General features: G+C 67.7%; 25 protein-coding genes, 2 tRNA genes and 1 pseudogene. 8 read left to right on the forward strand and 20 right to left on the reverse strand.

Annotated features, from left to right (window positions below):
- Positions 1 to 384, forward strand: a pseudogene (locus CRT60_RS27615) (methyl-accepting chemotaxis protein); the annotation flags it as partial.
- 74 nt (positions 385 to 458) lie between these two features.
- Here the strand turns inward: CRT60_RS27615 and CRT60_RS27620 are convergent.
- The 3 genes from CRT60_RS27620 to CRT60_RS27630 form a co-directional block, all read right to left on the reverse strand.
- Positions 459 to 535: transfer RNA gene (locus tag CRT60_RS27620), tRNA-Arg, on the reverse strand.
- Positions 536 to 599: 64 nt separating this feature from the next.
- Positions 600 to 896 (reverse strand): ETC complex I subunit, encoded by a 297-nt coding sequence (locus tag CRT60_RS27625; RefSeq protein WP_098739688.1) that lies wholly within the window; start codon positions 894 to 896, stop codon positions 600 to 602.
- Between the two features lie 75 nt (positions 897 to 971).
- Positions 972 to 1049: transfer RNA gene (locus tag CRT60_RS27630), tRNA-Pro, on the reverse strand.
- A gap of 155 nt (positions 1050 to 1204) precedes the next feature.
- Between CRT60_RS27630 and CRT60_RS27635 the strand changes: the two genes are divergently transcribed.
- Positions 1205 to 1609 carry a hypothetical protein gene (locus tag CRT60_RS27635; protein WP_098739689.1) on the forward strand — a complete coding sequence of 135 codons (405 nt, stop codon included), beginning with the start codon at positions 1205 to 1207 and terminating at the stop codon, positions 1607 to 1609.
- Here the strand turns inward: CRT60_RS27635 and CRT60_RS27640 are convergent.
- The 10 genes from CRT60_RS27640 to tpiA all read right to left on the reverse strand — a co-directional run bounded on the left by CRT60_RS27640 (position 1578) and on the right by tpiA (position 12667).
- Positions 1578 to 2810, reverse strand: a complete 1233-nt coding sequence (locus CRT60_RS27640) for an ABC transporter permease (protein WP_098739690.1) — start codon at positions 2808 to 2810, stop codon at positions 1578 to 1580. The genes CRT60_RS27635 and CRT60_RS27640 overlap by 32 nt on opposite strands.
- Positions 2807 to 3562 carry an ABC transporter ATP-binding protein gene (locus CRT60_RS27645; RefSeq protein ID WP_280177250.1) on the reverse strand — a complete coding sequence of 252 codons (756 nt, stop codon included), beginning with the start codon at positions 3560 to 3562 and terminating at the stop codon, positions 2807 to 2809. The genes CRT60_RS27640 and CRT60_RS27645 overlap by 4 nt, the downstream gene beginning before the upstream one ends.
- Positions 3552 to 5198: an efflux RND transporter periplasmic adaptor subunit gene (locus tag CRT60_RS27650; protein WP_098739692.1), complete on the reverse strand. Its 1647-nt coding sequence runs from the start codon at positions 5196 to 5198 to the stop codon at positions 3552 to 3554. Before CRT60_RS27650 ends, CRT60_RS27645 begins: the two co-directional genes overlap by 11 nt.
- 92 nt (positions 5199 to 5290) lie before the next feature.
- Positions 5291 to 5734, reverse strand: coding sequence for a DUF192 domain-containing protein (locus CRT60_RS27655; RefSeq protein ID WP_342210684.1), 444 nt, complete (start codon positions 5732 to 5734; stop codon positions 5291 to 5293).
- 114 nt (positions 5735 to 5848) lie between these two features.
- A complete protein-coding gene (kdsA, locus tag CRT60_RS27660) occupies positions 5849 to 6676 on the reverse strand; it encodes a 3-deoxy-8-phosphooctulonate synthase (RefSeq protein ID WP_098739693.1) in 828 nt (275 codons plus the stop codon).
- Positions 6677 to 6803: 127 nt separating this feature from the next.
- Positions 6804 to 7499 (reverse strand): dienelactone hydrolase family protein, encoded by a 696-nt coding sequence (locus CRT60_RS27665; RefSeq protein WP_098739694.1) that lies wholly within the window; start codon positions 7497 to 7499, stop codon positions 6804 to 6806.
- A 74-nt stretch (positions 7500 to 7573) separates the two neighbouring features.
- Entirely contained in the window at positions 7574 to 9403 is a 1830-nt protein-coding gene (locus CRT60_RS27670; protein ID WP_098739695.1) for an autotransporter domain-containing protein, read from the reverse strand.
- A 166-nt stretch (positions 9404 to 9569) separates the two neighbouring features.
- Complete coding sequence (locus CRT60_RS27675) at positions 9570 to 11201, reverse strand: CTP synthase (protein WP_098739696.1); 1632 nt, start codon at positions 11199 to 11201, stop codon at positions 9570 to 9572.
- Between the two features lie 197 nt (positions 11202 to 11398).
- Complete coding sequence (secG, locus tag CRT60_RS27680; protein WP_098739697.1) at positions 11399 to 11722, reverse strand: preprotein translocase subunit SecG; 324 nt, start codon at positions 11720 to 11722, stop codon at positions 11399 to 11401.
- A gap of 189 nt (positions 11723 to 11911) precedes the next feature.
- Positions 11912 to 12667, reverse strand: coding sequence for a triose-phosphate isomerase (gene tpiA, locus CRT60_RS27685; protein WP_098739698.1), 756 nt, complete (start codon positions 12665 to 12667; stop codon positions 11912 to 11914).
- Between the two features lie 305 nt (positions 12668 to 12972).
- Between tpiA and mbfA the strand changes: the two genes are divergently transcribed.
- Positions 12973 to 13929: an iron exporter MbfA gene (mbfA, locus tag CRT60_RS27690; RefSeq protein WP_098739699.1), complete on the forward strand. Its 957-nt coding sequence runs from the start codon at positions 12973 to 12975 to the stop codon at positions 13927 to 13929.
- A gap of 113 nt (positions 13930 to 14042) precedes the next feature.
- On the forward strand, positions 14043 to 14555 hold the full coding sequence (locus CRT60_RS27695; RefSeq protein ID WP_098739700.1) for a MarR family winged helix-turn-helix transcriptional regulator: 513 nt from the start codon (positions 14043 to 14045) through the stop codon (positions 14553 to 14555).
- Positions 14556 to 14576: 21 nt separating this feature from the next.
- Here CRT60_RS27695 and CRT60_RS27700 read toward each other — a convergent pair whose 3' ends face one another.
- The gene (locus CRT60_RS27700) at positions 14577 to 14867 is read right to left on the reverse strand and encodes a hypothetical protein (RefSeq protein WP_244592795.1); all 291 of its coding nucleotides are present in this window, start codon (positions 14865 to 14867) and stop codon (positions 14577 to 14579) included.
- Between the two features lie 168 nt (positions 14868 to 15035).
- Here CRT60_RS27700 and CRT60_RS27705 point away from each other — a divergent pair, with 168 nt between their 5' ends.
- Positions 15036 to 15737 carry a response regulator gene (locus CRT60_RS27705; RefSeq protein WP_098739701.1) on the forward strand — a complete coding sequence of 234 codons (702 nt, stop codon included), beginning with the start codon at positions 15036 to 15038 and terminating at the stop codon, positions 15735 to 15737.
- The gene (locus CRT60_RS27710) at positions 15734 to 17146 is read left to right on the forward strand and encodes an ATP-binding protein (RefSeq protein WP_098739702.1); all 1413 of its coding nucleotides are present in this window, start codon (positions 15734 to 15736) and stop codon (positions 17144 to 17146) included. The genes CRT60_RS27705 and CRT60_RS27710 overlap by 4 nt, the downstream gene beginning before the upstream one ends.
- Positions 17147 to 17293: 147 nt before the next feature.
- Here the strand turns inward: CRT60_RS27710 and CRT60_RS27715 are convergent, their stop codons facing one another.
- Entirely contained in the window at positions 17294 to 17983 is a 690-nt protein-coding gene (locus CRT60_RS27715; RefSeq protein ID WP_098739703.1) for a LuxR C-terminal-related transcriptional regulator, read from the reverse strand.
- Between the two features lie 524 nt (positions 17984 to 18507).
- Here CRT60_RS27715 and CRT60_RS36535 point away from each other — a divergent pair.
- Entirely contained in the window at positions 18508 to 18681 is a 174-nt protein-coding gene (locus CRT60_RS36535) for a hypothetical protein (protein ID WP_167421823.1), read from the forward strand.
- A gap of 151 nt (positions 18682 to 18832) precedes the next feature.
- On the opposite strand, the gene CRT60_RS27720 is transcribed toward CRT60_RS36535, so the two are convergent.
- From CRT60_RS27720 to hflK, 3 genes are all read right to left on the reverse strand, one after another.
- Complete coding sequence (locus tag CRT60_RS27720) at positions 18833 to 20482, reverse strand: DegQ family serine endoprotease (protein WP_244592796.1); 1650 nt, start codon at positions 20480 to 20482, stop codon at positions 18833 to 18835.
- Between the two features lie 202 nt (positions 20483 to 20684).
- Positions 20685 to 21620, reverse strand: a complete 936-nt coding sequence (gene hflC / locus CRT60_RS27725; RefSeq protein WP_098739704.1) for a protease modulator HflC — start codon at positions 21618 to 21620, stop codon at positions 20685 to 20687.
- A gap of 13 nt (positions 21621 to 21633) precedes the next feature.
- Positions 21634 to 22899 carry an FtsH protease activity modulator HflK gene (hflK, locus tag CRT60_RS27730; RefSeq protein ID WP_098739705.1) on the reverse strand — a complete coding sequence of 422 codons (1266 nt, stop codon included), beginning with the start codon at positions 22897 to 22899 and terminating at the stop codon, positions 21634 to 21636.
- Between the two features lie 173 nt (positions 22900 to 23072).
- Between hflK and apbC the strand changes: the two genes are divergently transcribed.
- Entirely contained in the window at positions 23073 to 24248 is a 1176-nt protein-coding gene (gene apbC / locus CRT60_RS27735; RefSeq protein WP_098739706.1) for an iron-sulfur cluster carrier protein ApbC, read from the forward strand.
- 39 nt (positions 24249 to 24287) lie between these two features.
- On the opposite strand, the gene CRT60_RS27740 is transcribed toward apbC, so the two are convergent.
- Together CRT60_RS27740 and CRT60_RS27745 are read right to left on the reverse strand one after the other, a co-directional pair.
- A complete protein-coding gene (locus tag CRT60_RS27740; RefSeq protein WP_098739707.1) occupies positions 24288 to 25538 on the reverse strand; it encodes an Hsp70 family protein in 1251 nt (416 codons plus the stop codon).
- A 107-nt stretch (positions 25539 to 25645) separates the two neighbouring features.
- Entirely contained in the window at positions 25646 to 26686 is a 1041-nt protein-coding gene (locus tag CRT60_RS27745) for an SDR family oxidoreductase (RefSeq protein WP_098739708.1), read from the reverse strand.
- Positions 26687 to 26806: the final 120 nt, after the last annotated feature.

Consider the following 26806-nt stretch of genomic DNA (forward strand, 5'->3'; position numbering starts at 1 on the left):
GTGAAGAGCCTCGCCGGCCAGACGGCCAAGGCGACGGAGGAGATCGCCAGCCAGATCGGCGCCATCCAGCAGACGACTCAGGGCGTGGTGACGGCGATCACCGGCATCGGCGGCACCATCGGCAGCATCAACGACATCACCACCGCCATCGCCGCCGCCATCGAAGAGCAGAGCGCTGCGACCAACGAGATCTCTCGCAACGTCCAGCAGGCCGCGGCCGGGACTCAGGAAGTGACGGGTAGCATCGTTCAGGTGACGCAGGCGGCGGGCGAGGCCGGCAATGCCGCCGGTCAGGTGCTGACCGCCGCCGGCGAATTGTCCCGGCAGGCCGAACTGATGCGCCGGGATGTCGAAACGTTCCTGGGCGACATCAAGGCCGCCTGACCGCCGGCCTCCCAACCACAAAGAAAAAGCCCCGCCGAAGCGGGGCTTTTTTTGTCTGCAACGGACTGCCGAGATGGCGACCCCAGCTGGATTCGAACCAGCGACCTGCCGCTTAGAAGGCGGCTGCTCTATCCAACTGAGCTATGGGGCCTTATCCCGGTTTCCCAGCGGATGCCGGGCGCGACACGGGCCGATACCGGCGGTCGCATAGGCTATCAGAAGCGCGGGCGGTCGGTGCGGAAGTTGTCGGCGTAGTTGCGCGGACGGACGCGGCGAATGGGAGCCTCCTGCACGGTATAGCTCCAGCCCTCGCGCTCCGCGAAGGCGATGGCCTCTTCCTTCGTCTCGAAGGACAGACGCACCTGGTTCAGCGTGTCGCCGGAGCTGGTCCAACCCATCAGCGGTTCCGGACGGCGCGGCGTCTCGATCTCGTAATCCAGCATCCAACGGTGAGTCTTGGCCCGGCCGGATTGCATGGCCGTCTTGCTCGGCTGATAGATCCGGACGTTCATGGCTCGCTCGTCTCCCCAAATGCCTGCCGTTGCGTCCTGGCTCCATGGCTTGGACGCGGATTTGTCCTCTGGCGATGGTCGGGGCGCCCGGATTCGAACCGGGGGCCTCCAGTACCCAAAACTGGCGCGCTGACCAGACTGCGCTACGCCCCGTCGCCGCGTTGTGAGATACACGAACGCCACGCCCACGGCAAGCGGAGGGCGCACCGCTTTCGCGGTCTTTTCCATCCCGCCTGCCCTGCCGGTCGTTCGGTGCGGCATTCGGTCGCTCAACAGCCTGTCGTCAACACTGTTCCGGATCCGTTTCGTTGCCATCACTCACCCCCGCACCGCTCGCCATCCTCCTGTTCCAGCCGGACCTTGCCGACCGGCCGGACCGCCGCTCCGCCATCGACCTCGCCCATGAACTGCTGCGAACGGGGGCTGCGGTGGATGTGGTGGCGCCGATGGGCGGAGGACCGCTGCGCGCCGAACTGGACCCCGCCGTCGGGCAGATCGACCTTGCCAAGCGCCATGCCGCCACATCCCCCCTCGCCCTGGCGCGCATGGTGGCGGAACGGCAGCCGGCGTTGCTGGCGGTTCCGCGGGACGTGGGCTGGGTCGGCCGGCTGGCGCTGTGGCTGGCACGCAGCAAGGCGCCGCTGGTCGTGCTGACGGGCAAGGTGGAGGCCGACCTCGCGGCTATTCGTGCCGCAACGCCTCGATCGGGTTGAGGCGGGCAGCCCGTCGGGCGGGGTACAGGCCGAAGAAGACGCCGACAATGCCGCTGACCACCACCGCCAGAACCACGGAGTCGATCTGGATCAGCGTCGGCCATCCGGCCAGGGTCGCGACTCCCATGGCGGTGCCGATGCCGAGCGCCACGCCGATGGCGGCGCCGATCAGCGACAGGGTGGTCGATTCGATCAGGAACTGCACCAGGATGTCGCGCCGCCGCGCCCCGATGGCGAGGCGCAGCCCGATCTCCCGCGTGCGCTCGGTCACCGACACCAGCATGATGTTCATGATGCCGATGCCGCCGACCAGCAGCGAGACCGCCGCGACTGCGGCCAGCAGGAAGGACAGGGCGCGCGACGAGGCATCGCGGGTCGCCGATACCTCCGACAGGTCGCGCATCCAGAAATCGTCGTCCTGGCCGGCAACCAGCCGGTGGCGCTGGCGCAGCAGATCGCGGATCTGCGCCTGGGCCTCGGCCATGTCGGTGCCATCGCGCATCTTCACCACCATGGTGTGGATGAAGCGCGGGTTGCTTTTCGCCATGCCCGGAATGTTGCGCTTGGCGGTGGACAGCGGCACGAAGATGACGTCGTCCTGATCCTGTCCCTGGGTGTTCTGCCCTTTCTCCGCCAGCACGCCGACGACGGTCAGCGGGGTGGAGAAGACCCGCACCGGCTCGCCGATGGGATCGCCGCCGCCGAACAGGTTGCGCACCACGGTCTGGCCCAGCACCACGACCTTGTTGGCCTGCGCCGCATCCTCGTCCGACAGGCCGCGCCCCATCGCGACACTCCAGTCGCGGGCATCCATGTAGTCGGGCGTGATGCCGAACAGCACGGTGCCCCAATTCTGATTGCCGGCGACGATCTGCAATCCCCAGCGCACCGAGGGCGCCGTCACCACCACGCCGGGGATCTCCGACAGCACCGCCAGTGCATCGTCCTCCGTCAGGGAAGAGGCGGTGCCGGCGCCCAGCTTCACCCCGCCCCGCGCGATGCTGCCCTGCCCCACCATGATCAGGTTGGTCCCCAGGCTGGCGATCTGGCGCAGCACCTGATCGCGCGCACCGGCCCCCACCGCGACCATGGCGATCACGGCGGCCACGCCGATGACGATGCCCAGCATGGTCAGCGCGCTGCGCAGCGGGTTGGCCCGCAGCGAATCGAGGGCGGCGCGCAGGGCGTCCCAGGCGGTCATGCTGCGACCTCCGGCGTCTGGTTCACGTCGTCGATCAGCCGGCCGTCGCGGAAGTGCAGGACACGGCCGGCAAAGCGCGCCACCTCCGGCTCATGCGTCACCAGCACGATTGTGATGCCGCGGCGGTTCAGCCGCTGGAACAGGCCGATGATCTCCAGGCTGGTGGCGCTGTCGAGCGCGCCGGTCGGCTCGTCGGCCAGCAGCAGCAGAGGATCATTGACCAGCGCACGGGCGATGGCGACCCGCTGCTGCTGCCCGCCGGAGAGCTGGCTTGGCCGGTGCCTTGCCCGCTCACGCAGCCCCACCGCGTCGAGTGCGGCGAGTGCCCGCTCGATCCGCTGGGCATGGCCGACGCCGGCATAGACCATCGGCAGCATGACGTTGTCGAGCGCCGTCTGCCGCGGCAGCAGGTTGAAGGATTGGAAGACGAAGCCGATGCTGCGGTTCCGCACCGCCGCCAGCGCGTCGGAGGATAGCCCGGCGCCCTCTTGCCCCGCCACTTCCTGCCCATCCAGCCGGTAAGTGCCTGAGTCCGGGCGGTCCAGGCAGCCCAGCAGGGTCATGAAGGTGGATTTGCCGGACCCGGATGGCCCCATCACCGCAACGAACTCGCCACGCTGGATGACGACGGAGACATCGTCCAGCGCATGGACGATCTGCGGCCCCATGCGGTAATGGCGGGTGAGGCGCTCAACCGTAATCAGAGGCGCGATCAGAGGCGCGACCTGAGGCTCGGCCGGTTCAGAAGCCAAGGCGCGGTCCCCGGCGGGTGTCGCGGTCGGCGGCGAGGATGCCGGTGATGACCTCCTGCCCCGCCCGCAGGTCGCCGGATACCAGCTCGGTGAAGCTGCCGTCGCCGATGCCGAGCCGCACCGGCACACCGACAGGACTGCCATTGCCGGGGCTGGGCACCCAGACGGTGCGCGCGGCCTCGGCTGCCCGGCCGGGATCGACCAGCGACTCGAAGCGGTCACGCTGCGCCGGGTCGAGCAGTCCGGCCATCCGCTCCAGCGTCGCGGTGCGGATGGCGTTGGCCTCCACCCGGCGGCGTTCCGGATCGCCGCCTTCCGCATCGAGTGCTGCGAAGCGCTCGCGGGCCTCGGCGACCAGGGCGGCAATGTCGCGCCGCTTGATCTCGTCCAGCTTCAGTCCGTCCGTCACCCGCTTGGATGCCGCCTCCAGCGCCGCGGCACCGCGCCCGCCATTCAGGCCACCGGTGGTCGGCGCCGGCGCGTCGGCGGACAAGTCGACGCCCGGCGGACGGAAGCGCAGGGCGGCGTTCGGCAGCTTCACCGCCGCCGGCCGCTCGTCCACGGTGATGCGCAGGTTGGCGGTCATGCCGGGCAGCAGCCGCAGCTCCGGATTCTCAACCGTGATGACGACGATGTAGGTGACGACGGTCTGGTCCTCCTTCGGCGCCAGCCGCACCTGCGCCACCCGGCCGGTGAAGCTGTCGCCGGGGAAGGCGTTGACGGTGAAACGCACAGCCATGCCTTCGCGGACCCGGCCGATGTCGGCCTCGTCGATGTTGGCCAGCACCTCCATCTGCCGCAGATCCTGGGCGATGGTGAACAGGGTGGGCGCCGACAGGCTGGCCGCCACCGTCTGGCCGGTGCTGACCGCCCGGTTCACCACCACGCCGTCGATGGGCGAGCGGATGACCGAGCGGTTGAGATCGACACGGACCAGCTGCAAGGACGCCTCGCGCTGCGCCACCTGGGCACGGGCAACCTCCACCTGGGCGGCGGCGACCGCCAGCGAGGCTTCGGCGGATGCCTCTGCCGCCTCCGCCTGCCGCTTCTGCGCGCGGGCGGCGACCAGCTGGGCCTGGGCGCTGTGGGCCGCGGTTTCCGCCTTTTCCAGATCGGCAGCAGCGACCACGCCACGGCCCTGCAGGTCACGCCGCCGCCGCAGGTCGCGCTCCGCATCGCGCTGGGCAAGGTCGGCACGGACGATCTGCGCGTCGGCATTGGCAATGCTGGCGTTGGCATTGGCGAGATCGGCCCGCGCCTTGTCGAGCAGGGCCTGCTGCTGGATCAGCACCGCCTTGGCGGAATCGACATCGGCACCGGCCTGGGCCAGCCGCGCGGCAAGCTGGTCGCCGTTCAGCCGGGCAAGGATCTGCCCGCTGGTGACGCGGCTGTTGAAATCGGCGTAAAGCTCGGCGATCTGGCCGGACAGTTGCGAGCTGACCTCCACCGTCACCAGGGCGCTCATGGTTCCGGTGGCGGTGATGGCGCTGACCAGCGGACCTTGCTCCACCCGTGCCAGACGATAGGACGGACCGGGCTCGGCCCGCGCCAGCACGACATAGGCGGACAGGCCGGCCGCGGCGCTGAGCGCCAGTCCGAGAAAAATAGCCGCCCGCCTGCCTGCTCCCCTGGCCATCCCAGCCCTCCGCGCCGCTCATGCCCGCGCGATCAATCTGGGGGAGTTTACGCGAAAGTCATGGGCGGCGGGCCGTCTTTCAACGTCGGGACTTACGGCTTGGCGATGTCCGGCGAGACCACCCGGTCGCCGGGACGGATGCCGAGCCGCGAGGCCATGCCGCCGTTCAGTTCCAGGATCGCCTTGACCGGGCCGTCGGAATTGACGGAGTCCAGCGATTCCGGCACCGCCCGCTCGTGGATGTTCACGATGCGGCCGTCGGCGGCGATGAACAGCATGTCGAGCGGGATCAGGGTGTTCTTCATCCAGAAGCTGGCCGGCTGAACCCGGTCGTAAACGAACAGCATGCCGGCATCGGCGGCCATCGACTGGCGGAACATCAGCCCCTGCGCCTGCTGGCCGGGCGTCAGCGCCAGTTCGATGTCGAAGCGGAACTTGCCGCCGCCGGCCGTCTCCACGGTCAGCTTGGATTTCTGGAAACTTTCCAGCGCCAGTGCCGGGAAGGCGACCACCAGCAGCAGGAGTGCCGCCACCACACCCCGAAAACTCCGACCGACCATCATGCTTGTCCCCGAAGGCTGACGTGACCCGTGGATGCGGAAGAGGCGCCAGTGAAGCACGGCGCCCCGCCCCAGCCAAATTAAGCCTGTTTAGGACTTCGCCAGACGGTCGAAGGCCTGCAGCTTCGCCAGCAGCGCCGGCATATCCTTAAGCGGGACCATGTTGGGACCGTCGCTGGGAGCGCAGTCGGGGTTCTCATGCGTCTCCATGAAGACGGCGGCGACGCCGACGGCGATGGCGGCGCGGGCCAGGACCGGAACGAACTCCCGCTGGCCGCCCGAGGTGGTGCCCTGCCCGCCCGGCTGCTGGACGGAATGGGTGGCGTCGAACACCACCGGGAAGCCGGTCTCCGCCATGATCGGCAGCGACCGCATGTCCGACACCAGCGTGTTGTAGCCGAAGCTGGCGCCGCGTTCGCACAGCAGCACGCGCTCGTTGCCCGAGGCGACCAGCTTGGCGGCGACATTCTTCATGTCCCACGGCGCCAGGAACTGGCCCTTCTTGACGTTCACCGCGCGGCCGGTTTCGGCGGCGGCGATCAGCAGGTCGGTCTGGCGGCAGAGGAAGGCCGGGATCTGCAGCACGTCCACCGTCTCGGCGACCGGGGCGCACTGGGTGGATTCATGCACGTCGGTGATGACCGGGCAGCCGAACCGCTCGCGGATTTCCGCGAAGATCGGCAGGGCCTTGTCCATGCCCAGGCCGCGCGCGGTGGTGATGGAGGTGCGGTTGGCCTTGTCGAAGCTCGACTTGTAGATCAGCCCCATGCCCAGCGCGCGGGTCATTTCCACCAGCGCGGACGCGGTCTCCATCGCATGGTCGCGGCTTTCCATCTGGCAGGGGCCGGCGATCAGGACGAAGGGACGGTCGTTGGCAATGGTCAGGTCGCCGACCTGAACGGCGCGCGGCGTGGTCATCGGAGTGCTCCAAAACAAATCGAGGCGAGAGGGCGCCGCCCTCCCGCGCTCACCCGACAGGGGTTCGGGCAAGGGTCGGAAGACCCTTGCATCCCACTATTCAGGAAATCGGTCAACGGCGCTGGCGTCAGGCCAGATGCGTCCGGAAGAACTCCACCGTCAGCCGGTTCGCCTCGTCGGCGGCATCGCGGTCGTAATGCTCGCCGCCCGGCCGGGCGAAGGCATGGTCCATGCCCGGATAGACCTTGGCGGTCACCCATTCGTTGTCCTTCACCCCGGCGACCACCGCGTCGCGCTTGTCGGGGCTGGAGAATTTGTCGTTCTCCGCGATGTGCAGAAGCAGCGGCTTGCCGATCTTCCCGGCCTCGCCCAGCAGCCCTTCCAACCCGACGCCGTAATAGCCGACATTGGCGTCGGCGTCCGACCGCGTCGCCATCATGAAGGCCAGCCGGCCGCCCAGGCAGTAGCCGACGCTGCCGGCCTTGCCGGTGCAGCCGTCCTGCCCGCGCACCCAGGCCAGCGCTGCCTTGAGGTCGTCCACCGCCTTGTCCTGATCCATGCCGTTCAGCAGGGCGAAGGCCTGGTTCCATTCCTCTTGCGTCTTGTCGGTCAGCTGCACGCCCGGCTGCTGGCGCCAGAACAGGTCCGGGCACACCGCCAGAAAGCCCTGCGAGGCGTACCAGTCGCACATCTCGCGCATCACCGCGTTGACGCCGAAGATTTCCTGAATGACCACCAATCCGCCGGCCGGAGCCACCGTGGGCTTGGCGACATAAGCGGAAAAGCGGCCGCCATCGGCGGTGTCGATCATCACGTCTGACATAGTGCTCCTGTCCTCCCGTTGGCAAATCCGCCCCTGATATGGAGCGGAGTTGCCCCCGGTCACCCCGCCTTTCGTCAGAAACCGACGCTGACGCCGATGAGGCCGCCGAAATCGCGGCGGTTCTCCTCGCCCAGCCGGGCGTTCAGGCCGAGCGTGCCGGTCACCGACTCCGCCAGCTTGAAGGACGCGCCGGCCGTCAGGTCGACATAGCTGCGGTCCGGCTTCGCCACCGCCACGTCGTAGGCCAGCGTGGAAATGCTGCGGCTTTCCACCGTGATGGAGCGCTGGTCGTCCTTGAACTCCCGATTCAGCGTCACCTTGGCATAGGGCAGGACGCTGCCGAAATCATAGGCCGCCCGGTAGCCGATGCTGCCGACCAGCGAGTTGCGGGTCTGCGAGCGGTAGGTGAAGCCGAACAGGCTGTTGTCCTCGCTGAACCCCTCCACCTCGACATGCTGGTAGCGCAGGCCCAGCACCGGACCGTGCGTCAGCCCGCCGGTCATGAACTCATAGCCGCCCTCGGCGCCGATGGAGGCGTTGATGCCCTCGGTGTTGCCGCTGGTGGAATGGTCGGTGCCGTTGATGCTGACGCCACGGCGCAGATCGTAGTCGGCGAAGCCGATGGAGCCGACGCCGTTCACGAAGGCGCCGCCGATGCGGTAGACGCCATAGCCGCTCAGCACATACTCCCGCTGCTTGTAATCGCCGCCGGTGGAAAAGCTGCCGCGGTAATGCGACGCCGTGCCGGCCACGCCGAGCAGCAGGTTCTCGGTGAAGCGCTTGTCGATGCCGACGCTGACCGACAGCGGCGTGCCGCGCACCTCCGCCTGACCGCCGGCACCAGGGTCGCCGGTGCGGTCGCTGGTCAGCCGGCCGACCCCGCCGCTGATCCAGGCGCCGCTGGTGCCGGGCTTGCGGCTCCACAGGCTGGTCGCCACCTGGGCCAGGATGGTGGAGGTCAGCCGGTCGCGGGTGTGGATCGGCGATTCGGCGAGCTGCGCCACGTTGCCGGGGGCGGTCAGCGCGTTCAGCACGAAGTCCGACACCGCACGATGCCCGGCCGTGGTCGGGTGGACACCGTCGGCGAACAGATAGGTCTGCGCCGCGTTGGGCGCCACCAGCGTCCCGGAGGTGCAGAGCAGCGAACTGCTGGTGGTGCAGGCGGTACCGGTCACATTGGTGAAGCCGAAGGCTGCCGGATCGGCCACCGCCGCCCGCAGCAGGGAATAGGTGTCGATGGGAATGACCGATACGCCGGCATTCGCCAGCCCCAGCGTGACCAGCTGGTTATAGCCGCTGACCAGTTGCGTGATCTGTGCCGCCGCGGCTGAGCCCTGCGCCCGCCCGAGCGGCGTCGATCCGATGTCCGGCACCGTCGGCACCAGAATCGTGCGCGCCCCGGCGGCGCGCAGACGCGCCACCTGCGTCACCAGATCGCCGGCAGCCTGCGTCACCGTCGCCTGTGCGCTGGCGGGGGTGTTGAGCGCCGTGAAGATGTCGTTCGCTCCACCCCAGACGGTGTAGAGCGCATTCGGATCTGCCCGGCCGCCGCTGGAAGCGAGATAACCGGAGATCTGCGTCGCCACGCTGGGGGCGAGCGCGGTAGGACCGGATGCGGGGAAGCCGACCGAGGTATTCACCCGCGCGCCGCCGACCGCATAGTCGGTGCCGCCCCGCGCCGCCGTCGTGGCGGAGGTGCCCAGCGCCCCGGCGATGGTCTCCGCCCACACCGGACCCGGGTTGGTGGTGAACTTGCCGCCGACGGGCAGCAGCGACTGGAACGCGCCGCTGTCGGTCAGGCTGTCGCCGAAGAAGATGGTGGAGGAGTAATCCGCCGCAGTGGCCGGGACCGCGGCAACCGCGGTCAGACAGGTGGCGAGCGCGGCGATCCTGACGCGATTCATGGCCCTTCCCCCGATCAGATTGTTCGATTGTCAGATTTTCAGAGGATCGTCGCACAAGGGTATCGGGCGCGCAAGGTACCTGACGTATGGGGAAGGTTGCCGGCAGCAAAAAGCCCCGCCGGTGAGGGCGGGGCTTCCGTAATCGAGGACGGTCGGTCCGAAAAGGTCAGACCAGCCGGCTCTGATCGATGGCCGCCTTGATGAAGGCGGTGAACAGCGGGTGCGGTTCGAACGGCTTGGACTTCAGTTCCGGGTGGAACTGCACGCCGATGAACCAGGGATGGTCGGGGATCTCGACGATCTCCGGCAGTTCCCCGTCCGGCGACAGGCCGCTGAACCGCATGCCGCAGCGCTCCAGACGCTCCTTGTAGTACACGTTCACCTCATAGCGGTGACGGTGCCGTTCGGAGATGTCGGTGGTGCCGTAGACCTCGGCGACCTTGCTGCCGTCCAGCAGCTTGGCCGGATAGGCGCCCAGACGCATGGTGCCGCCCAGATCGCCGACTTCGGCACGGCGTTCCAGCGTATTGCCGCGCATCCACTCCGTCATCAGGCCGACGACCGGGTTGCCCGGCTTGCCCAGTTCGGTGGAACCGGCATCCTCGATCTTCGCCATGTTGCGGGCGGCTTCGATCACCGCCATCTGCATGCCGAAGCAGATGCCGAAATACGGCACCTTGCGCTCACGCGCAAACTGGGCCGCCCGGATCTTGCCTTCCGTCCCGCGGGAGCCGAAGCCGCCCGGCACCAGGATGCCATGGACGTTTTCCAGCCGCTTCACCGCCGCATCGTCATCCTCGAAGATCTCCGAATCGATCCAGTCGAGGTTGACCTTGACGTTGTTGGCGATGCCGCCATGGGTCAGCGCCTCGGCCAGCGACTTGTAGCTGTCGAGCAGGCTGATGTACTTGCCGACCACCGCGATGGTGACCTCGCCCTGCGGCTTGCGCACCCGATCCATGATGCGGGTCCAGCGCGACAGGTCCGGCTCCTTGTCGGTCGGCAGGCCGAAATAGTTCAGGACCTGGGTGTCGAAGCCTTCCTCGTGGTAGCTGATCGGCACCTGATAGATCGAGTCGACGTCGAGCGCCGCGATCACCCGCTCCGGACGGATGTTGCAGAACAGCGCGATCTTCTTGCGCTCGTTCTCCGGAATCGGACGGTCGGCGCGGCACAGCAGGATGTTGGCCTGGATGCCGACGCTCAGCAGTTCCTTCACCGAATGCTGGGTCGGCTTGGTCTTCAGCTCGCCGGCGGTCGGGATGTAGGGCAGCAGCGTCAGGTGGATGTAGAGCACATTCTCCTGGCCGACCTCGTTGCCGAACTGGCGGATCGCCTCCAGGAAGGGCAGCGACTCGATATCGCCCACCGTGCCGCCGATCTCGATGAGGACGAAGTCCTCGTCGGTGGCGTCGGCGCGGATGAACTCCTTGATCTCGTCGGTGATGTGCGGAATGACCTGGACGGTGCCGCCCAGGTAATCGCCGCGACGCTCCTTCGCGATCACGGTGGAGTAGATGCGGCCGGTGGTGATGTTGTCGCCCTTGCGGGCCGACACGCCGGTGAAGCGCTCGTAATGGCCGAGGTCAAGGTCCGTCTCGGCCCCGTCGTCGGTCACGAAGACCTCGCCGTGCTGATACGGGCTCATCGTGCCGGGATCGACGTTCAGGTACGGGTCCAGCTTGCGAAGCCGCACCTTGTAGCCGCGCGTCTGGAGAAGCGCCCCAAGCGCCGCCGATGCCAGACCTTTGCCCAGCGAAGAAACGACGCCACCGGTGATGAAGATGTAGCGAGTCATGTCCGTCCGAAGAGCTTGAGAGCTGTTCCATGTCCCCCAGAGGGGACGGAGTTTTCATGCCCCCCGATGGGGGCAAATGTTCCAGTCCCCGGAGAGCCGCCGCGGCGTCAGCCGCAATCAGCCCTCAAAAGAAAGAGGCGGCTTCGGGGAGGCCGCCTCGCTGTCCGCTTCGCACCCGTGCGCTGGGAACTGTCCCGTTACTGGGACACCGGCGGCGCGGGTTGGGCCGGAGCGGCCGGGGCCGCCGGAGCCGCCGGGCTCGCCGGAAGCGTGTCGATGATCGACGCCGGGCGCGAATGGCCGCCGGCCAGGATCGCCAGCACGATGCTGGTGGCGAAGAAGCAGCCCGCCAGAATGCCGGTGGTCCGCGTCAGCAGGTTGGCCGTGCCGCGGGTGCTCATCATGCCACCCATCGTGCCGCCGCCGATGCCGAGCCCGCCGCCTTCCGACCGCTGGATCAGGATCACACCGACCAGCCCGACGGCGATCAGCAGGTGAATGACCAGAATCACCGATTCCATGCGATGCTCACCCCACAACCATCCCAAAAATCGAATAGCGCGCCACAGGCCGTCTTAAGGGCCCGTGGCGCGCGCCCATTGTTTGTACCGCGCCATCGCGCGATATGCCAGCGCCAAAATACCCGAGCCTTATCCGTTGGCGGCATGGCTGACACCGATTGCGCGCCATGCCGCAAGGGAAGGCCGGTGTCAGCGGCAGGCGGTGCCGATGGCCCAGAAATCGTCGGCCTTCAGCGACGCGCCGCCGACCAGGGCGCCGTCGACATTCTCCACCGCCATCAGCTCCGCCGCGTTGCCCGGCTTGACCGAGCCGCCATAGAGGATGCGGACCTTGGCGGCCCCGGCGATCTTGCCGTCCAGCTCGGTGCGGATGTGGGCGTGCATCGCCTTCACATCGTCCGGGGTCGCGGTCTTGCCGGTGCCGATGGCCCAGACCGGCTCATAGGCGATGACGGTGTTGTCGGCCGTCGCCCCGGCGGGGATGGAGCCGGCCAGCTGGCCCGACACCACGGCGTTGGCCTGACCGGCATCGCGCTGCGCCTCGGTCTCGCCGACGCAGACGATGGCGACGAGGCCCTCCTTGTGGGCCGCCACCGCCTTGGCGTTCACCACGGCATCGGTCTCGCCATGGTCGGCGCGGCGCTCCGAATGGCCGAGGATGACGAAGCGGCAGCCGGCGTCCTTCAGCATGGTCGGCGCCACGTCGCCGGTGTGGGCGCCGGACGTCTTCGGCGCGCAATCCTGGCCGCCCAGCGCCAGCGGGCTGTCGGCGATCGCCTCGCCCACCGGAAACAGCAGCGGGAATGGCGGGCAGACCAGCATGTCGAAAGCGACCGGCCCGGCGCCCTTCAGCCGACCGGCGAGGTCGGAGGCGAGATCCAGCGCGTCGGCCTTCAACCCGTTCATCTTCCAGTTTCCGGCGATCAGCTTCCGGTTGGCGGTCATGGTCGTTTCCTTCTTGTGTCGGCTTTATATGGGAACTTGTGGAACGTTCTTGGCCTCTCGTGACCAAAGCCCATAGCAAGCCCGCTGCGGAAATTCCACTCACCCGACCGGCACATCGCCCCCCGAAAGCCATAAGAGACATCTTGTAGCAGCCCCCCGGCGGAGGCCGGCCAGCCGCCCTCCGGCGAAGCCGGATCACATCCCTGGCGGAGCCGGACCATACGAAGTGCCATGTTGCGGATGCCCCTTTCCGGAATAGCATCAACTGCAACGCACCAACTCCCCGCGGCGAAGGCCTGACCCCCATGAAGAACTTCTCGGACCTGACGGAAAAGGAACTGCTGGCACTCGCCATCGCGCTGGAGGAGGAGGACAGCCGCATCTACGACGAGTTCGCCCACGGTCTCGCCGACAATTATCCCGACACCGCCAAGCTGTTCCGCGCGATGGCGTCGGAGGAAAGCGGGCACCGCCATCGGCTGCTGGAACTGTTCCAGGCGCGATTCGGCGACCACATCCCGCTGATCCGCCGCCAGGACGTGAAGGGCTTCGTCGAACGCAAGCCGGTCTGGCTGACCCGCCCGCTGGGGGTCGACACCGTGCGGCGGCAGGCCGAATTGATGGAGGCGGAAACCAAGCGCTTCTACACCCGCGCCGCCGAGCGGTCGCGGGACACCGCAATCCGCCAGCTTCTGGGCGACTTGGCGGAAGAGGAGCGGCGGCACGAGGCCAAGGCCGAACGGCTGGAGGCAAAATACGTCTCGCCCCAGGTGCGCGAGCAGGAGCACGAATCGGAACGGCGCCTGTTCCTCCTGCAAATCGTCCAGCCGGGCCTGGCCGGGCTGATGGACGGGTCGGTGTCCACGCTGGCCCCGCTGTTCGCTGCCGCCTTCGCCACCCAAAGCAGCCACGAGACCTTTCTGGTCGGCCTCGCCGCCTCCATCGGCGCCGGCATCTCGATGGGCTTCGCCGAGGCGCTGTCCGACAACGGGTCGCTGACCGGGCGCGGCAGCCCGTGGCTGCGCGGTCTGGTCTGCGGCGCCATGACCACGCTGGGCGGGCTGGGCCACGCCCTGCCCTATCTGATCCCGCATTTCTGGACGGCGACCGCCGTCGCCATCGCCGTGGTGGCGGTGGAACTGGCCGTCATCGCCTGGATCCGCAACCGGTACATGGACACGCCGCTGCTGTCCGCCGCCTTCCAGGTGGTGGTCGGCGGGCTGCTCGTCTTCGGCACCGGCATCCTGATCGGCAGTGCCTGAGCGCGGGAGGAAAAGCCGGTTCCCGGAACGAGCTTGTTCTTGTAACCGGTCGCACGATTGTTTATGTCTGAGTTGCTGTCCTAATTAGAACAAATCGAACCAACCGCGTTGCCATGGCTGACCTTAAAGCGGGCGTTAACCAGCTCTTCCTCCGCGAGGAGGAACTCCGCACCGGGATGGAGCTGCTTTTCTACGCCTACCGCGAATTCACCGCCGAGCCGGACGAAATTCTGGCGGAGATCGGCTTCGGCCGCGCGCATCACCGCGTGATCTACTTCGTCGGCCGGTATCCGAAGATCACGGTGTCGGAGCTGCTGGCGATCCTGAAGATCACCAAGCAGAGCCTGTCGCGCGTGCTGGGCGAACTGGTCCGCCAGGGCTTCATCGACCAGCAGACCGGTGCCCGTGACCGAAGGCAGCGGCTGCTGGAGTTGACGGAAAAGGGTGTGGAGCTGGAGCGCCAGCTGTCCGAGACCCAGCGTCAGCGCATCGCCCGTGCCTATCGCATGGCGGGGGCCGAGGCGGTGGAGGGCTTCCGCAAGGTTATGATGGGCATGCTGGACGAGGAGGACCGGGCGAAATTCGCACCGCCCGTTCCCCCTGCCCGTCTTGCCGTCAAACGCTGATTCGAAAAATGTCGTAGCGGATCAGCCGGCTTTCGATTCGATGGTCTCCACCGGAGCTGCGGTTTGGGCCTCCGTCGGCGCTGCCTCGGTCGGCTTTGCTTCGGTTGCGCCGTCGGCCGGCTTTTCAGCGGTCGTCTTCGCCTCGTTGGGATTGCGGCGGCGGAAGCCGCCCTTGCGGTACACCACGTTTTCAGAAGCGCCGGGTGGGCATTGAACGATGTTCCCGCCCTTCGCCAGGAAGGCACGGGTCATGTCGGCGAGGTCTTGGGAGTCCAGGTCCCGGGGGTCGTTGGACCTGTGGTGGTCGGCCATCGTGATCGCTCCTCGTGTCTCTCGGCCCTCAGCGGAGGGCACATGGAGGTTAACACGGATCAAGGCCAAAACGGCCAAGCGCTTACACGACTGCCCGCCATGCATACCCAAGATATGTTCGGCAGGCACCACTATGTCGATTGCGGGGAGCCGCGTTATAGTCCGGCCATGACCGAAGATCAGCCCCACATCCTGGTCGTCGACGACGACACCCGCCTGCGCGAACTCTTGCGCAAATACCTCGCCGGCAACGGCTTTCTGGTCAGCACCGCCCGCGACGCCGCCGATGCGCGGGCACAGTTGGGCGGGCTGGCCTTCGACCTGCTGGTGCTAGACATCATGATGCCGGGCGAATCGGGGCTGTCGCTGACCGAATCGCTCCGGCGCGAACGGGACCTGCCGATCCTGCTGCTGACCGCGCGGGACGAGCCGGACGACCGCATCGCCGGGCTGGAGGCCGGGGCCGACGACTATCTCGCCAAGCCCTTCAACCCGCGCGAGCTGCTGCTGCGCATCAACTCCATCCTGCGCCGTCAGGCGGCGCGCCCGCCGGAACCGACGGCCCCGCCGGCGGCTCCGGTCCGGCTCGGTCCCCTCACCTACCTGCCCGACCGGGACGAGTTGCGCCAGGGCGACGAGGTGATCCGCCTGACCACGGCGGAGGCCAGCCTGCTGCGCATCCTCGCCACCTCGCCCGGCATCACCTTCACGCGCGACGAGCTGACCGAACGCAGCAAGGTCGCCGGCAACGCCCGCACCGTCGATGTCCAGGTCACACGCCTGCGCCGCAAGATCGAGGCCGACCCGCGCGAGCCGCGCTATCTCCACACCGTCCGCGGCGAGGGGTATGTGCTGAGGCCAGATCCGTGACGGCGGGCGGGCAGGCCGGGGCCGACAATGCGGCGGCCAAGCGGGCGGCGGCCCGCCGGGCCGAACGGCGGCGGCGCACACCGCTGCTGAAGCGGTTCCTGCCGCGCACCCTGTTCGGACGGTCCCTGCTGATCATCGTCACGCCGGTGATCCTGGCCCAGGCGGTGGCGACTTGGATTTTCTACGACCGGCATTGGGATACGGTGACGAACCGGCTGGCCTATGGGGTTGCCGGCGACATCGCCACCGTCATCGCCGTGCTGGAACACGATCCGACACCGGAGGGGCGCGACTGGACGCTGGCCACCGCCGCCCGCACCACCGACCTGATCGTCACCCTGGAGCCTGGCCAGATCCTGCCGGAGCAGCGCCGCCAGCAGAGCGGCCTGCTCGGCGGCCTGCTGGAACGCACGCTGGGCAAGGCGCTGGAGGACCGGGTGGGCCGTCCCTTCACCATCAACACCCGCGTCGCCCATGAATGGTACGAGATCCGGGTGCAGATGGCCGACGGGGTGCTCTCGGTGATGTCGCCGGAGCGCCGGCTGTTCACGCCCACCAGCTACATCTTCATCCTGTGGATGGTCGGGTCGGCCATCGTGCTGTTCGCCGTCGCCATCCTGTTCATGCGCAACCAGATCCGGCCGATCAAGCGGCTGGCGATTGCCGCCGACGCTCTCGGCAAGGGACGCGACGTCTCCAACTTCAAGATGGAGGGGGCGACGGAGGTGCGGCAGGCGGCCTCCGCCTTCCTGCTGATGCGCGAGCGTCTCCAGCGGCAGATCAACCAGCGAACCGAGATGCTGGCCGGCGTCAGCCACGATTTGCGCACGCCGCTGACCCGGATGAAGCTGGCGCTCGACATGATCGAGGATCCCGACCTCGACCCCGAGGTGGAGGAACTGAAGGCCGACGTCGCCGAGATGGAGGAGATGATCGAAGGCTACCTCGCCTTCGCCCGCGGCGAAGGGACCGAGGCGGTGCAGCCGACCGACCTGACCCGCCTGCTGAACGAGGTTGCCGTCGGCGCCCGGCGCGAGGGAACCGAGGTGACGCTGACCGCAGCGGAGGGGCTGTCCCTTCCGCTGCGGCCCAACGCGGTCCGCCGCTGCGTCGCGAATCTTCTGGTCAATGCCGGCCGTCACGCCGGCACAGCCTGGGTCAAGGCGGAGCGGAAGGACGGCGTGATCGAAATCACCGTGGACGACGACGGTCCCGGCATTCCCGCCTATCTGCGCGACGACGTGTTCAAGCCCTTCTTCCGCGTCGACAGCAGCCGGAACCTCGACACCGGCGGCTCCGGCCTGGGGCTGACCATCGCACGCGACGTGGCGCGCAGCCACGGCGGCGACATCACGCTGGACGACAGCCCCTACGGCGGCCTGCGCGCGGTGATCCGGCTGCCGGTCTGATCCGATGAGGCGATGCCATGAAAAAGCCCGCCTTCATTCAGGCGGGCAATTCATGTCATGCAATGACGGCCTCGTCCCCCATCCTCCCTACGAGCAGTAAAGTGCACGCAGGAAAGATGGGAACGGCGGCAATGGACGAGCGCGGGGTTACTGGTTCGCCGCCGCCGCGACGACATTGGCGCCGGCAAGCTCGCCGCCGATGCCGTTGTTCAGCGCCCAGATGGCGGCCTGGGTGCGGTTGGAGGCGTTGATCTTGCGCAGCAGGCTCTTCAGGTGAACCTTCACGGTGGCTTCCGTGATGTTCAGATGGTTGGCAATCATCTTGTTGCTGTCGCCGTTGAGCAGGCAGCGCAGGATCTGCACCTCGCGCTGCGACAGGCCCTTGCGCGACACCGGCATCTCGGTGCCGTTGCCGTTGACGCGGCCGGAGATCAGCAAGGCCGCCAGATGGGTCGGGAACACCTTCTCGCCCATCATCACCAGCTTCAGCGACTGGGCCAGCGCGTCGGACGACAGGTCCTTCATCAGATAGCCATCGGCACCGGCTTCCAGCGCGTTCGCCAGGCGGCGGGTGCACAGGTCGCTGGTCAGGATGACCAGCCGGGTTTCCGGCAGCAGGGCGCGCAGGCGGCGCATGCCGTCGGCTTCCTCGTCGCCGCCATTCTGCAGGTCGAGAAGGACCAGCTGAGGACGAATGCCGTTCTCAACCGAACCCAGCGCCTCCCGCAGGTTTCCCGCCTCGGCGACGATCTGGAAGGGCGAATCGTCGAGCAGGCGCTTCAGCCCCTCGCGAAACAGCTTGTTCGAGTCGATAAGAAAAGCGCGCACTGAGTCCATCGTCCGCTCCCGCAATATTAGTCGATCGTCATGACGTCGTGGCCAGGGTGAAGGCCGTTGTACAGAGGAAGGTCCCGACGCATTGGCGATTCGGCGATTACCCCTCGATAGCTTCGGCAGGCCGTTATTTAGGGGGAGGTTACCCCCGTGTCGTGTCCTACGGTACCACTCTCCGGAGTTAAAAGAAGAACGCATTGGGCATATGCGCAAAGCCTCTCCAAGATTTCCGGATCCAAAGATATCACAGCAGCGAACATTGTTATGCGCAAAGGCATTAACTGTTTTGTTAACCACCACTTATTTGCGTATGAGCGTATCTCCTAAGCAATCAATGCCGCAAAATTCTCACACCGGGTCGCTCCCTTCACTGCCGACGGGATGACGCCAACAGATACCCCGAATGGGACACCCGTACTTTCGATATAGAAGAGGCCGCCGCCATCGTCGTAGCCTTGACCCTGCCCGGCCGCGCATGCGCATTTCCGCCGGCTTCCGCCACCCGGCGGAGAGAGGATGAGGACAGGATGGGCTGGCAGATCATCGCCGCCGCCATGGCGGGCTATCTTGTGCTGCTGGGACGCAGTGCCTGGAAACAGGGCGAATTCATCCAGTACCTGCGCAGCCTCGCCATCGTCGCCACACTGTGCGCCCTGCTCGCCGGCGCCGTCGCCCTGGCGATGCTGCTGGACGGAGCATAGTGTTTGGTTTTCCGTGTGATTCACGCTTCAAGCGATTCCGCTTGAACCGATCACACTGTAGGCGCGCGGCCAGCCCCCTTTCCCACTGCCTACAAACGAAAAGGGCGCCGGCGGTTTCCCGCCGGCGCCCTTCTTCATTGCCCGCAGGCGATCAGCTGAGCGGGATCGCCACGAAGCGCAGGTCGCCCTTGCGGTCGACCAGCAGCAGCACGGACTTCTTGCTCTGCTCCTTGGCCTTCTGGACCTTGGCAGTCACGTCCTCGGGCTTGCGGACCTCTTCCTGGCCGACCTCGATGATGACGTCGCCGGCGCGCAGGCCCTTTTCCGCAGCGGTGGAGTTGCTCGTCACATCGGTGATGACCACGCCCTTCATGTCGGGCTTGATCTCGTACTGCTGGCGCAGTTCCGGGGTGATGGCGGTCAGCTTCATGCCGAGGGATTCGGTCGGCTTCTGGGCCGGGGCCTTGTCCTTCGGCGGCTGCTTCTCGTCCGGACCGGCGGCGAGCAGACCCTGCTCCTCCGCGGCCTCAAGCTCGCCGACCTTGACCTGGACGGTCTGCGCCTTGCCCTTGCGCCACACTTCGACCGGAACGGCCTTGTCGATGGAGGTTTCGGCGACGACGCGCGGCAGGCGGCGCATCTCGTCGATTTCGCGGCCGTCGAACTTGGTCACCACGTCGCCGGCCTGGATACCGCCCTTGGCGGCCGGGCCGTCGGGAGTGACGGAGGCGACCAGCGCGCCCTTGTGGCCGGGCAGGCCCAGGCTTTCGGCGATCTCCGGCGTCACCGCCTGGATGCGCACGCCCAGCCAGCCGCGGCGGGTCTTGCCATAGTCTTTGAGCTGCGCCACCACCTGCTTGGCGAGGTTGGACGGAATGGCGAAGCCGATGCCGACCGACCCGCCCGACGGCGAGAAGATGGCGGTGTTGATGCCGATGACCTCGCCGTTCAGGTTGAACATCGGGCCGCCGGAATTGCCGCGGTTGATCGAGGCGTCTGTCTGGAGGAAATCGTCGTACGGGCCGGCGTCGATGTTGCGCTGGCGCGCCGAGATGATGCCGGCGGTGACCGACCCACCCAGGCCGAACGGGTTGCCGATGGCCAGCACCCAGTCGCCGACGCGCATGGCGTCGCTGTCGCCGAAGGGAACGGCGACCAGCGGATGGCTGGTCTTGATCTTCAGCAGGGCGAGATCGGTCTTGCTGTCCTTGCCGACCAGCTCCGCCTTGATGTTGGTGTCGTCCTGCAGGATGACGGTGATCTCGTCGGCGTCCTGAACGACGTGGTTGTTGGTGACCACATAGCCGTTCTTGGCGTCGATGATGAAGCCGGAACCGAGCGACGTCGCCTTGCGCTGCGGCTGGTCCTGCTGCTGCTGGCGGTCGAAGAAGTCCTTGAAGAAATCCTCGAAGGGCGAGCCCGGCGGGAACTGCGGGATCTCCGGCCGCTGGCCCTGCGGACGCTGCGGCGCGTTCTGGCTGGTGGAGATGTTGACGACCGCCGGCAGCAGCTTTTCCGCCAGATCGGCGAAGCTGCCGGGCGCATTGCGGTTCGGCGTCGCCGCCTGGGCCTGGGCCGGCGCGGCGGCGATGCCGCCCATCACGGCGCCGCCGGCCATGACCGACGTCATGCCCCAGACGATCGCGGCGACAAGCGGCCGGACGCCCGCCTTGCGAGGCCGGGCCTCGGCCACGGCGCCGCGCGTGGCGGGTTCGAAGTTGGGTATGCGAATCAACGTGCTCTCCCTACCAGACGTCCGGCCGATTCCATGGACGGGAGCGGCCGCCCAGTTCTGGGCCATATATGTGTTGGGCCAAGAGTATGGCCGCAAGATGGCGTGCCGGTCCAGTCGGCACCAGTGGAAAACTTAAGGCTGGAGTTTTCTTTTGAACTCTTGCTGCGGACCGTCGATCCATCGGCTCGCCCGGCCCGACAGCACTGCGGCCGGACCGGGGGGAAAACCCCGATCCGGCCGCAAGCCGTTTCGACCCTGACGCGCGGCGTTACTGCGCCGGAGCGGCCGGCGCGGGGGCCGGGGCCGGAGCCGGAGCCGGTGTGGGGGCACCGCCGCCGACCTGCGGGCCGGCACCATTGAAGTAACGGAAGAACTCGCCGGTCGGCGACAGCACCATGGTGGTGTCGTTGCCGTTCAGCGACTTCCGATAGGCCTCAAGCGACCGGTAGAAGCCGTAGAAGGCGGGATCCTGCGAGGTCGCCTCGGCGATCAGCTTCAACGCGCTGTTGTCGCCTTCACCGCGCAGGATCTGCGCGTCGCGCTGGGCCTCGGCGATGATGACCGTGCGTTCGCGTTCGGCGCGCGACTTGATCTGCTGCGACTGCTCCTGGCCCTGGGCGCGGGCCTCGGACGCTTCGCGTTCACGCTCGGAGCGCATCCGGGCGAAGATCGACTGGCTGGTCTCCTCCGGCAGGTCGGCGCGGCGGATGCGGACATCGACGATCTCGATGCCGAAGCGCTTGGCCTCGTCGTTCACCTGCCCCTTGATGTCGGTCATGATGCGGGCACGTTCGTCCGACAGCACGGCCAGCACCGTGACGTTGCCGAGCACGCGGCGCAGGGCCGAGTTGACGATGGAGTTCAGGCGGGTTTCTGCCACCGCCTCGGTCCCGGCGGTCTGGTAGAAGCGCAGCGGGTCGTGGATGCGATAGCGGGCGAAGGCATCGACATCCAGGCGCTTCTGGTCGGCCAGGATGACCTGCTCCACCGGCGGGTCGAGGTCGAGGACGCGGCGGTCGAGCAGCCGGACCTCCTGGATGAAGGGGATCTTCACCTTCAGGCCCGGATCCTGGATCACCCGGCGCGGCTCGCCGAACTGCAGGACGAGAGCCTGCTGGGCCTCGTTGACGGTGAACAGGGCGGACGACGCGACGACGCCGAGGGCGACGATGGCGATACCGGCGATGGCGAGGGTGCGTTTCATGATGCGATCCTCCTCACTGGCCGGACATTGAAGGGTTTTGGGACGGGTTCTGGGGCAGTGCGGACAGCGGCTGCGTCTGCGTACCGGACCGCGCGCCTCCCTGGTTGCCGCCCTGGTTGGACGGAGCTTGGCGCGGCGCCTGCTGCTGCGGAGCCGGCGTGGCGTTCGGGGCCAGCTGGTTCAGCGGCAGATAGGGCACGACGTTCTGCGCCGAACCCTCGACGATGATCTTGTTCCGGCCGCGGAAGATCTCCTCCATGGTCTCCAGGTACATGCGCTTGGACGTGACGTCCTTGCTCAGCGCATAGGCCTCGTAAACCTTGCGGAAGCGGTCGGCGTCGCCCTGTGCCAGGCTGACCACCTGCTCGCGGTAGGCCGAGGCCTCCTGCACCAGCCGCTCCGCCTCGCCGCGGGCGCGCGGGATGATGTCGTTGCGGTAGGCTTCCGCCTCGTTGCGGGCGCGTTCGCGGTCGGCGCGGGCGCGCTGCACGTCGTTGAAGGCGTCGATGACCGGCTGCGGCGGGTCGGCCTTCTGCAGCTGGACCTGGGTGATCTCGATGCCGGCCTGATACTCGTCCAGCATGGTCTGGAGAAGCTGGCGGGTCGAGGTTTCGATCTGCTGGCGGGCCTCGGTCAGGGCCGGCTGCAGGTCGGTACGGCCGATGACCTCGCGCATGGCGCTCTCGGCGGCCTTCTTCACCGTCACTTCCGGCTCGCGGATCTTGAACAGGAAGTTGCCGGCGTCCTTGATGACCCAGAACACCGTGAAGTCGATGTCGACGATGTTCTCGTCGCCGGTCAGCATCAGCGATTCGTCCGGCACGTCGCGGTCGTTGCGGCCGCCGCCGACGGAGGACCGGTAACCGACCTCAATGCGGTTGACGCGCGTCACCTTGGGCAGCAGCACCGTCTCGATCGGCGACGGCAGGCGATAGCGCAGGCCGGGCTGTTCGGTGCGGGTCCACTCGCCGAAGCGCATGACGACGCCCTGCTCGTCCGCCTCGACGCGGTAGATGCCGCTGGCGAGCCAGATCAGGCCGAGCACGCCGGCGACCAGCGCCACGCCGCGGCCGCTGCCGAAGCCGCCGGGCATGGCGCGCCGCAGGCGGTCCTGGCTGCGCCGCAGAAGATCCTCAAGGTCGGGAGGCTGCGGGCCGCCACCGCCGCCGCCATTTCCTCCGCCCTGGGGACGGCCCCACGGGTTGCCCGGGCCATTGTTGCCCGGCGGGGGACCCCAGGGGCCGCCACCTCCGCCCCCACCTTGATTGTTCCACGGCATCCGACTCTGTCCCCCTTCTGCGATTCGTCCCATCATGTGGAAGCGCAATGGCTTAAGCCCCGCGCATCCCTTTACCGATCTCGTCCGTCGGTCCTATAGTCCCCCATACCCTTCGGCAAGGATTCCACCAACGGATATCCGCCAATATCGGGAAGACAGCGGAGTTTTCAACCATGGCGCAGATCAGCGAAGCTCAAGTCATGCAGGCGCTGAAGACCGTCATCGACCCGGACCGGGGCGGCGACATCGTCAGTTTGGGCATGTTGTCGGGCCTCGTGGTGCGCGACGGGCATGTCGCTTTTTCCATCGAAGTCGACCCCAAGCGCGGCGCGCAGGCCGAGCCCCTGCGTCACGCCGCCGAGAAGGCGGTCGATGCCCTGCCCGGCGTCCTGTCGGTCACCGCCGTGCTCACCGCCCACCGCGCGGCACCGCAGGGTGCGGCACAGAGCCACACGCATTCGCATGGTGGGCAGCACGGCCACTCCCATGGTCATTCCCATGGAGGGGCACCGCAGGGAGCGCCGCAGAACGATCCGCAGAAACCGCTGGTCCCCGGCGTGAAGGCCATCGTCGCGGTGGCGTCCGGCAAGGGCGGCGTCGGCAAGTCGACCACCTCGGCCAATCTGGCGCTGGCACTGGCGGCGAACGGGCTGAAGGTCGGCCTGCTCGACGCCGACATCTACGGCCCGTCGATGCCGCGCATGATGGGCATCGCCGGCCGGCCGAACAGCCCGGACGGCAAGCGCCTGGAGCCGATGGAGAATTTCGGCGTCAAGGTGATGTCCATGGGCTTCCTGGTCGCCGAGGACACGCCGATGATCTGGCGCGGACCGATGGTGATGAGCGCGTTGCAGCAGATGCTGCGCGACGTGAACTGGGGCACCCTCGACGTGCTGGTGGTCGACATGCCGCCGGGCACCGGCGACGCCCAGCTGACCATGGCCCAGCAGGTTCCGCTGGCGGGTGCGGTGATCGTCTCCACCCCGCAGGACATAGCATTGCTGGATGCCCGCAAGGGGCTGAACATGTTCCGCCGCGTCGATGTGCCCGTGCTGGGCATCATCGAGAACATGAGCTATTTCTGCTGCCCCAACTGCGGCCACCGCACCGACATCTTCAGCCACGGCGGCGCCCGCAAGGAAGCCGACGATCTGGGCATGGAGTTCCTCGGCGAGATCCCGCTTCACCTGTCGATCCGCGAGACCTCCGACCAGGGCCAGCCCATCGTGGTGTCGCAGCCGGACTCCGAGCATGCCCAGGCCTATCGCCGGATCGCGACGCGCCTGTGGGAGAAGATCGGCGGCGGCGGCACCGGTGGCCGTGCGGCGCCGCGCATCGTCGTGCAGTGACCGGTCAGGGGTGGGAGGTCGCCTCCCACCCCGTCCCGGTCATCCGTAGCGCCGCAGCGCCTCCACCGTCAGCCCCAGGCCGACGGAGCCGAAGATGTTGCCCTCCACCACCCGCGCGCCCGGCGCCTCGGCCAGGATCGCCGCGCGGACCTGGGGCAGCAGGGTGGAGCCGCCGGTCAGGAACACCGCGTCGATGCGGTCGGCGGTCACGCCTGCGTCGGCCAGACAGTCGCGGATGCGCGTGCCGATCCGCGCCGCCAGCGAGCCGGTGGCGCGGTTCAGCGCCTGCCGATCCACCGCCAGGGCAAGCTCCCCATCGCCCCAATCCAGTGCCAGCTGCGTCGCCTCATGGTCGGACAGGGCGATCTTGGTGCGCTCCACCGCCATCGCCAGCGCATGGCCCTGGCGATGTTCGACCACGCCGATCAGGCGCCCGATCTTCTCCGGCTCGGCGGAATCGCGTTGCAGGCGCTCCAACTCGGCCATCGCCTTGGCGGTGTAGAGGAAGTTGATCTTCGACCAGGTGGCCAGATCGAAATAGATGCTCTTCGGCGCCAGCAGCCCGGCACGCTTCATGGCGCTGCCCAGCCCCAGCTCCGGCATGGCGGTGGCGAGGCTGAGGTCGCGGTCGAAATCGGTACCACCGACGCGGATGCCGTCGTTGGCCAGGATGTCGCCGGCCCGGTCGGCCTTGCCGCGCCGCTCCGGCCCGATGCGGACGACCGAGAAGTCGGAGGTGCCGCCGCCGATGTCGGCGATCAGCGCCAGTTCCTCGCCCGCCACCTGCTGCTCGTAATCGAGGGCGGCGGCGATGGGCTCGAACTGGAAGGAGACGTTGCGGAAACCGGCGGCCTGCGCGATCCGGCCCAGCGCCTCTTCCGCCGCGGCATCGCCGGCCGGGTCGCCGTCGACGAAATGGACCGGGCGGCCGACAACGACGTCGCCCAGCTCACCGCCCAGCGCATCCTCCGCCCGCTTCTTCACCAGATCGAGGAAGGTGCCGATCACCGCGCGGAAGCTGATGCGGCCCTTGCGGAGTGCCGTGTCGGCATCGATCAGGTCGGTGCCGAGCATCGACTTGATCGAGCGCATCAGCCGCCCCTCCACCCCCGACACATAGCCGTCGATGGCGGCCTGGCCGATGGTGGTCCGGTCATGTTCGAAGTCGAAGAACACCGCGGTCGGCAGGGTCGTCCGCGTGCCGTCCAGCGCAAGCAGCCGGAAGCCGTCCGCATCCTGTACGCCCAGCGTCGTGTTCGAGGTGCCGAAATCGAGCCCGCACGCCGTCATGTCCCGCCTCCTGCCCGGATGACCGGTGCGGCCAGCCGCCGCACCGGAAAAGGGGCGAGCGTATAACGGCTCCGGACCGCCGGATCAAGCGCCCTGCCAAACCATCGTCACATGTGACGCATCGCCCTGCCCGCCAGAGGACGGCTGGCCAGCACCACCGGCAACAGGAACAGGGTCAGGTTGGTCCAGGAGAAAGCAGGCCCCCGCGCCTCCTCCCTGCCCCGGCCTCCACCTCTGCCGCGCTCCGGCTGCCGTTCCATCCAACCGCCGCTGGCGCCCTGATATTCCGGCATCGCCGCCAGCACCCCGCCCGACGTGTCGGGGGCCGAGCGGTTCTGGAACATGTCGCGCTCGATGGTGTGAGCGAGTGCTCGCTCGGTCATCTGCGGCGCCATGGCATTGCCGACGGCGGCGAGACGCCCCTCGGCGCCGACGAACAGCTCGCGCTGGGGATTGGCCGCCAGCGACAGGATGGCCGCGGCGACCTCCTCCGGCGGGTGGAGCGGGTTCAGAGGCTTGATCGCCCGGCCGGTGTAGTTGGCGGCATGCTGCCACAGCGGGGTGTCGATGGAGGCCGGCATGACCATGCAGACATGGATATCGGGCTCGTCCACCAGCTCCTGCCGCAGGGATTCGGAGAAGCCGCGCACGGCGAATTTCGCCGCGGTGTAGGGGGTGGCATAGCGCTGGCCGATGTTGGACACCATCGACGCGGTGTTGATGACGATGCCTTCCCCGCGGTCGAGGAAATGGGGCAGCACGGCGCGGCAGCCATGGACCATGCCGAAGAAGTCGGTGCGCACCACCTGCTCGAACACCTCGTCGGGGATGTCCTCAAACCGGCCGAAGGCGATGACGCCGGCATTGTTCACCCAGACGTCGATGCCGCCGAAAGCCTGGATGGCACGGTCGGCCAGAGCCTGCATCGCGCGCTGGTCGGTCACGTCGGTCGGCACCACCATGGCGCGGCCGCCGGCTTCGATGCACTCCTCGGCCACCTCGTGCAGGGCCGCCATCCGCCGGGCGGCCAGGATCACCGCGGCCCCCTGGCTGGCGAACTCCAGCGCGGTCGCCCGACCGATGCCGCTGGAGGCGCCCGTGATGACAACCACCTTGTCGCTCATATCGTTGCCCGGCCGCTTCGCCATGACCGCAGTCCTTTCGTCTAAGTTTCTCGGGGCAAATTCCTTGCGATTGCGCCGTACAACAGCGCAGGGGCCGGAAAATTTCGGACGAGGGTCGACCGCGGCGCATGCGGCCTTCCCGCC

It is taken from the genome of Azospirillum palustre (assembly GCF_002573965.1).
Taxonomy (GTDB): domain Bacteria; phylum Pseudomonadota; class Alphaproteobacteria; order Azospirillales; family Azospirillaceae; genus Azospirillum; species Azospirillum palustre.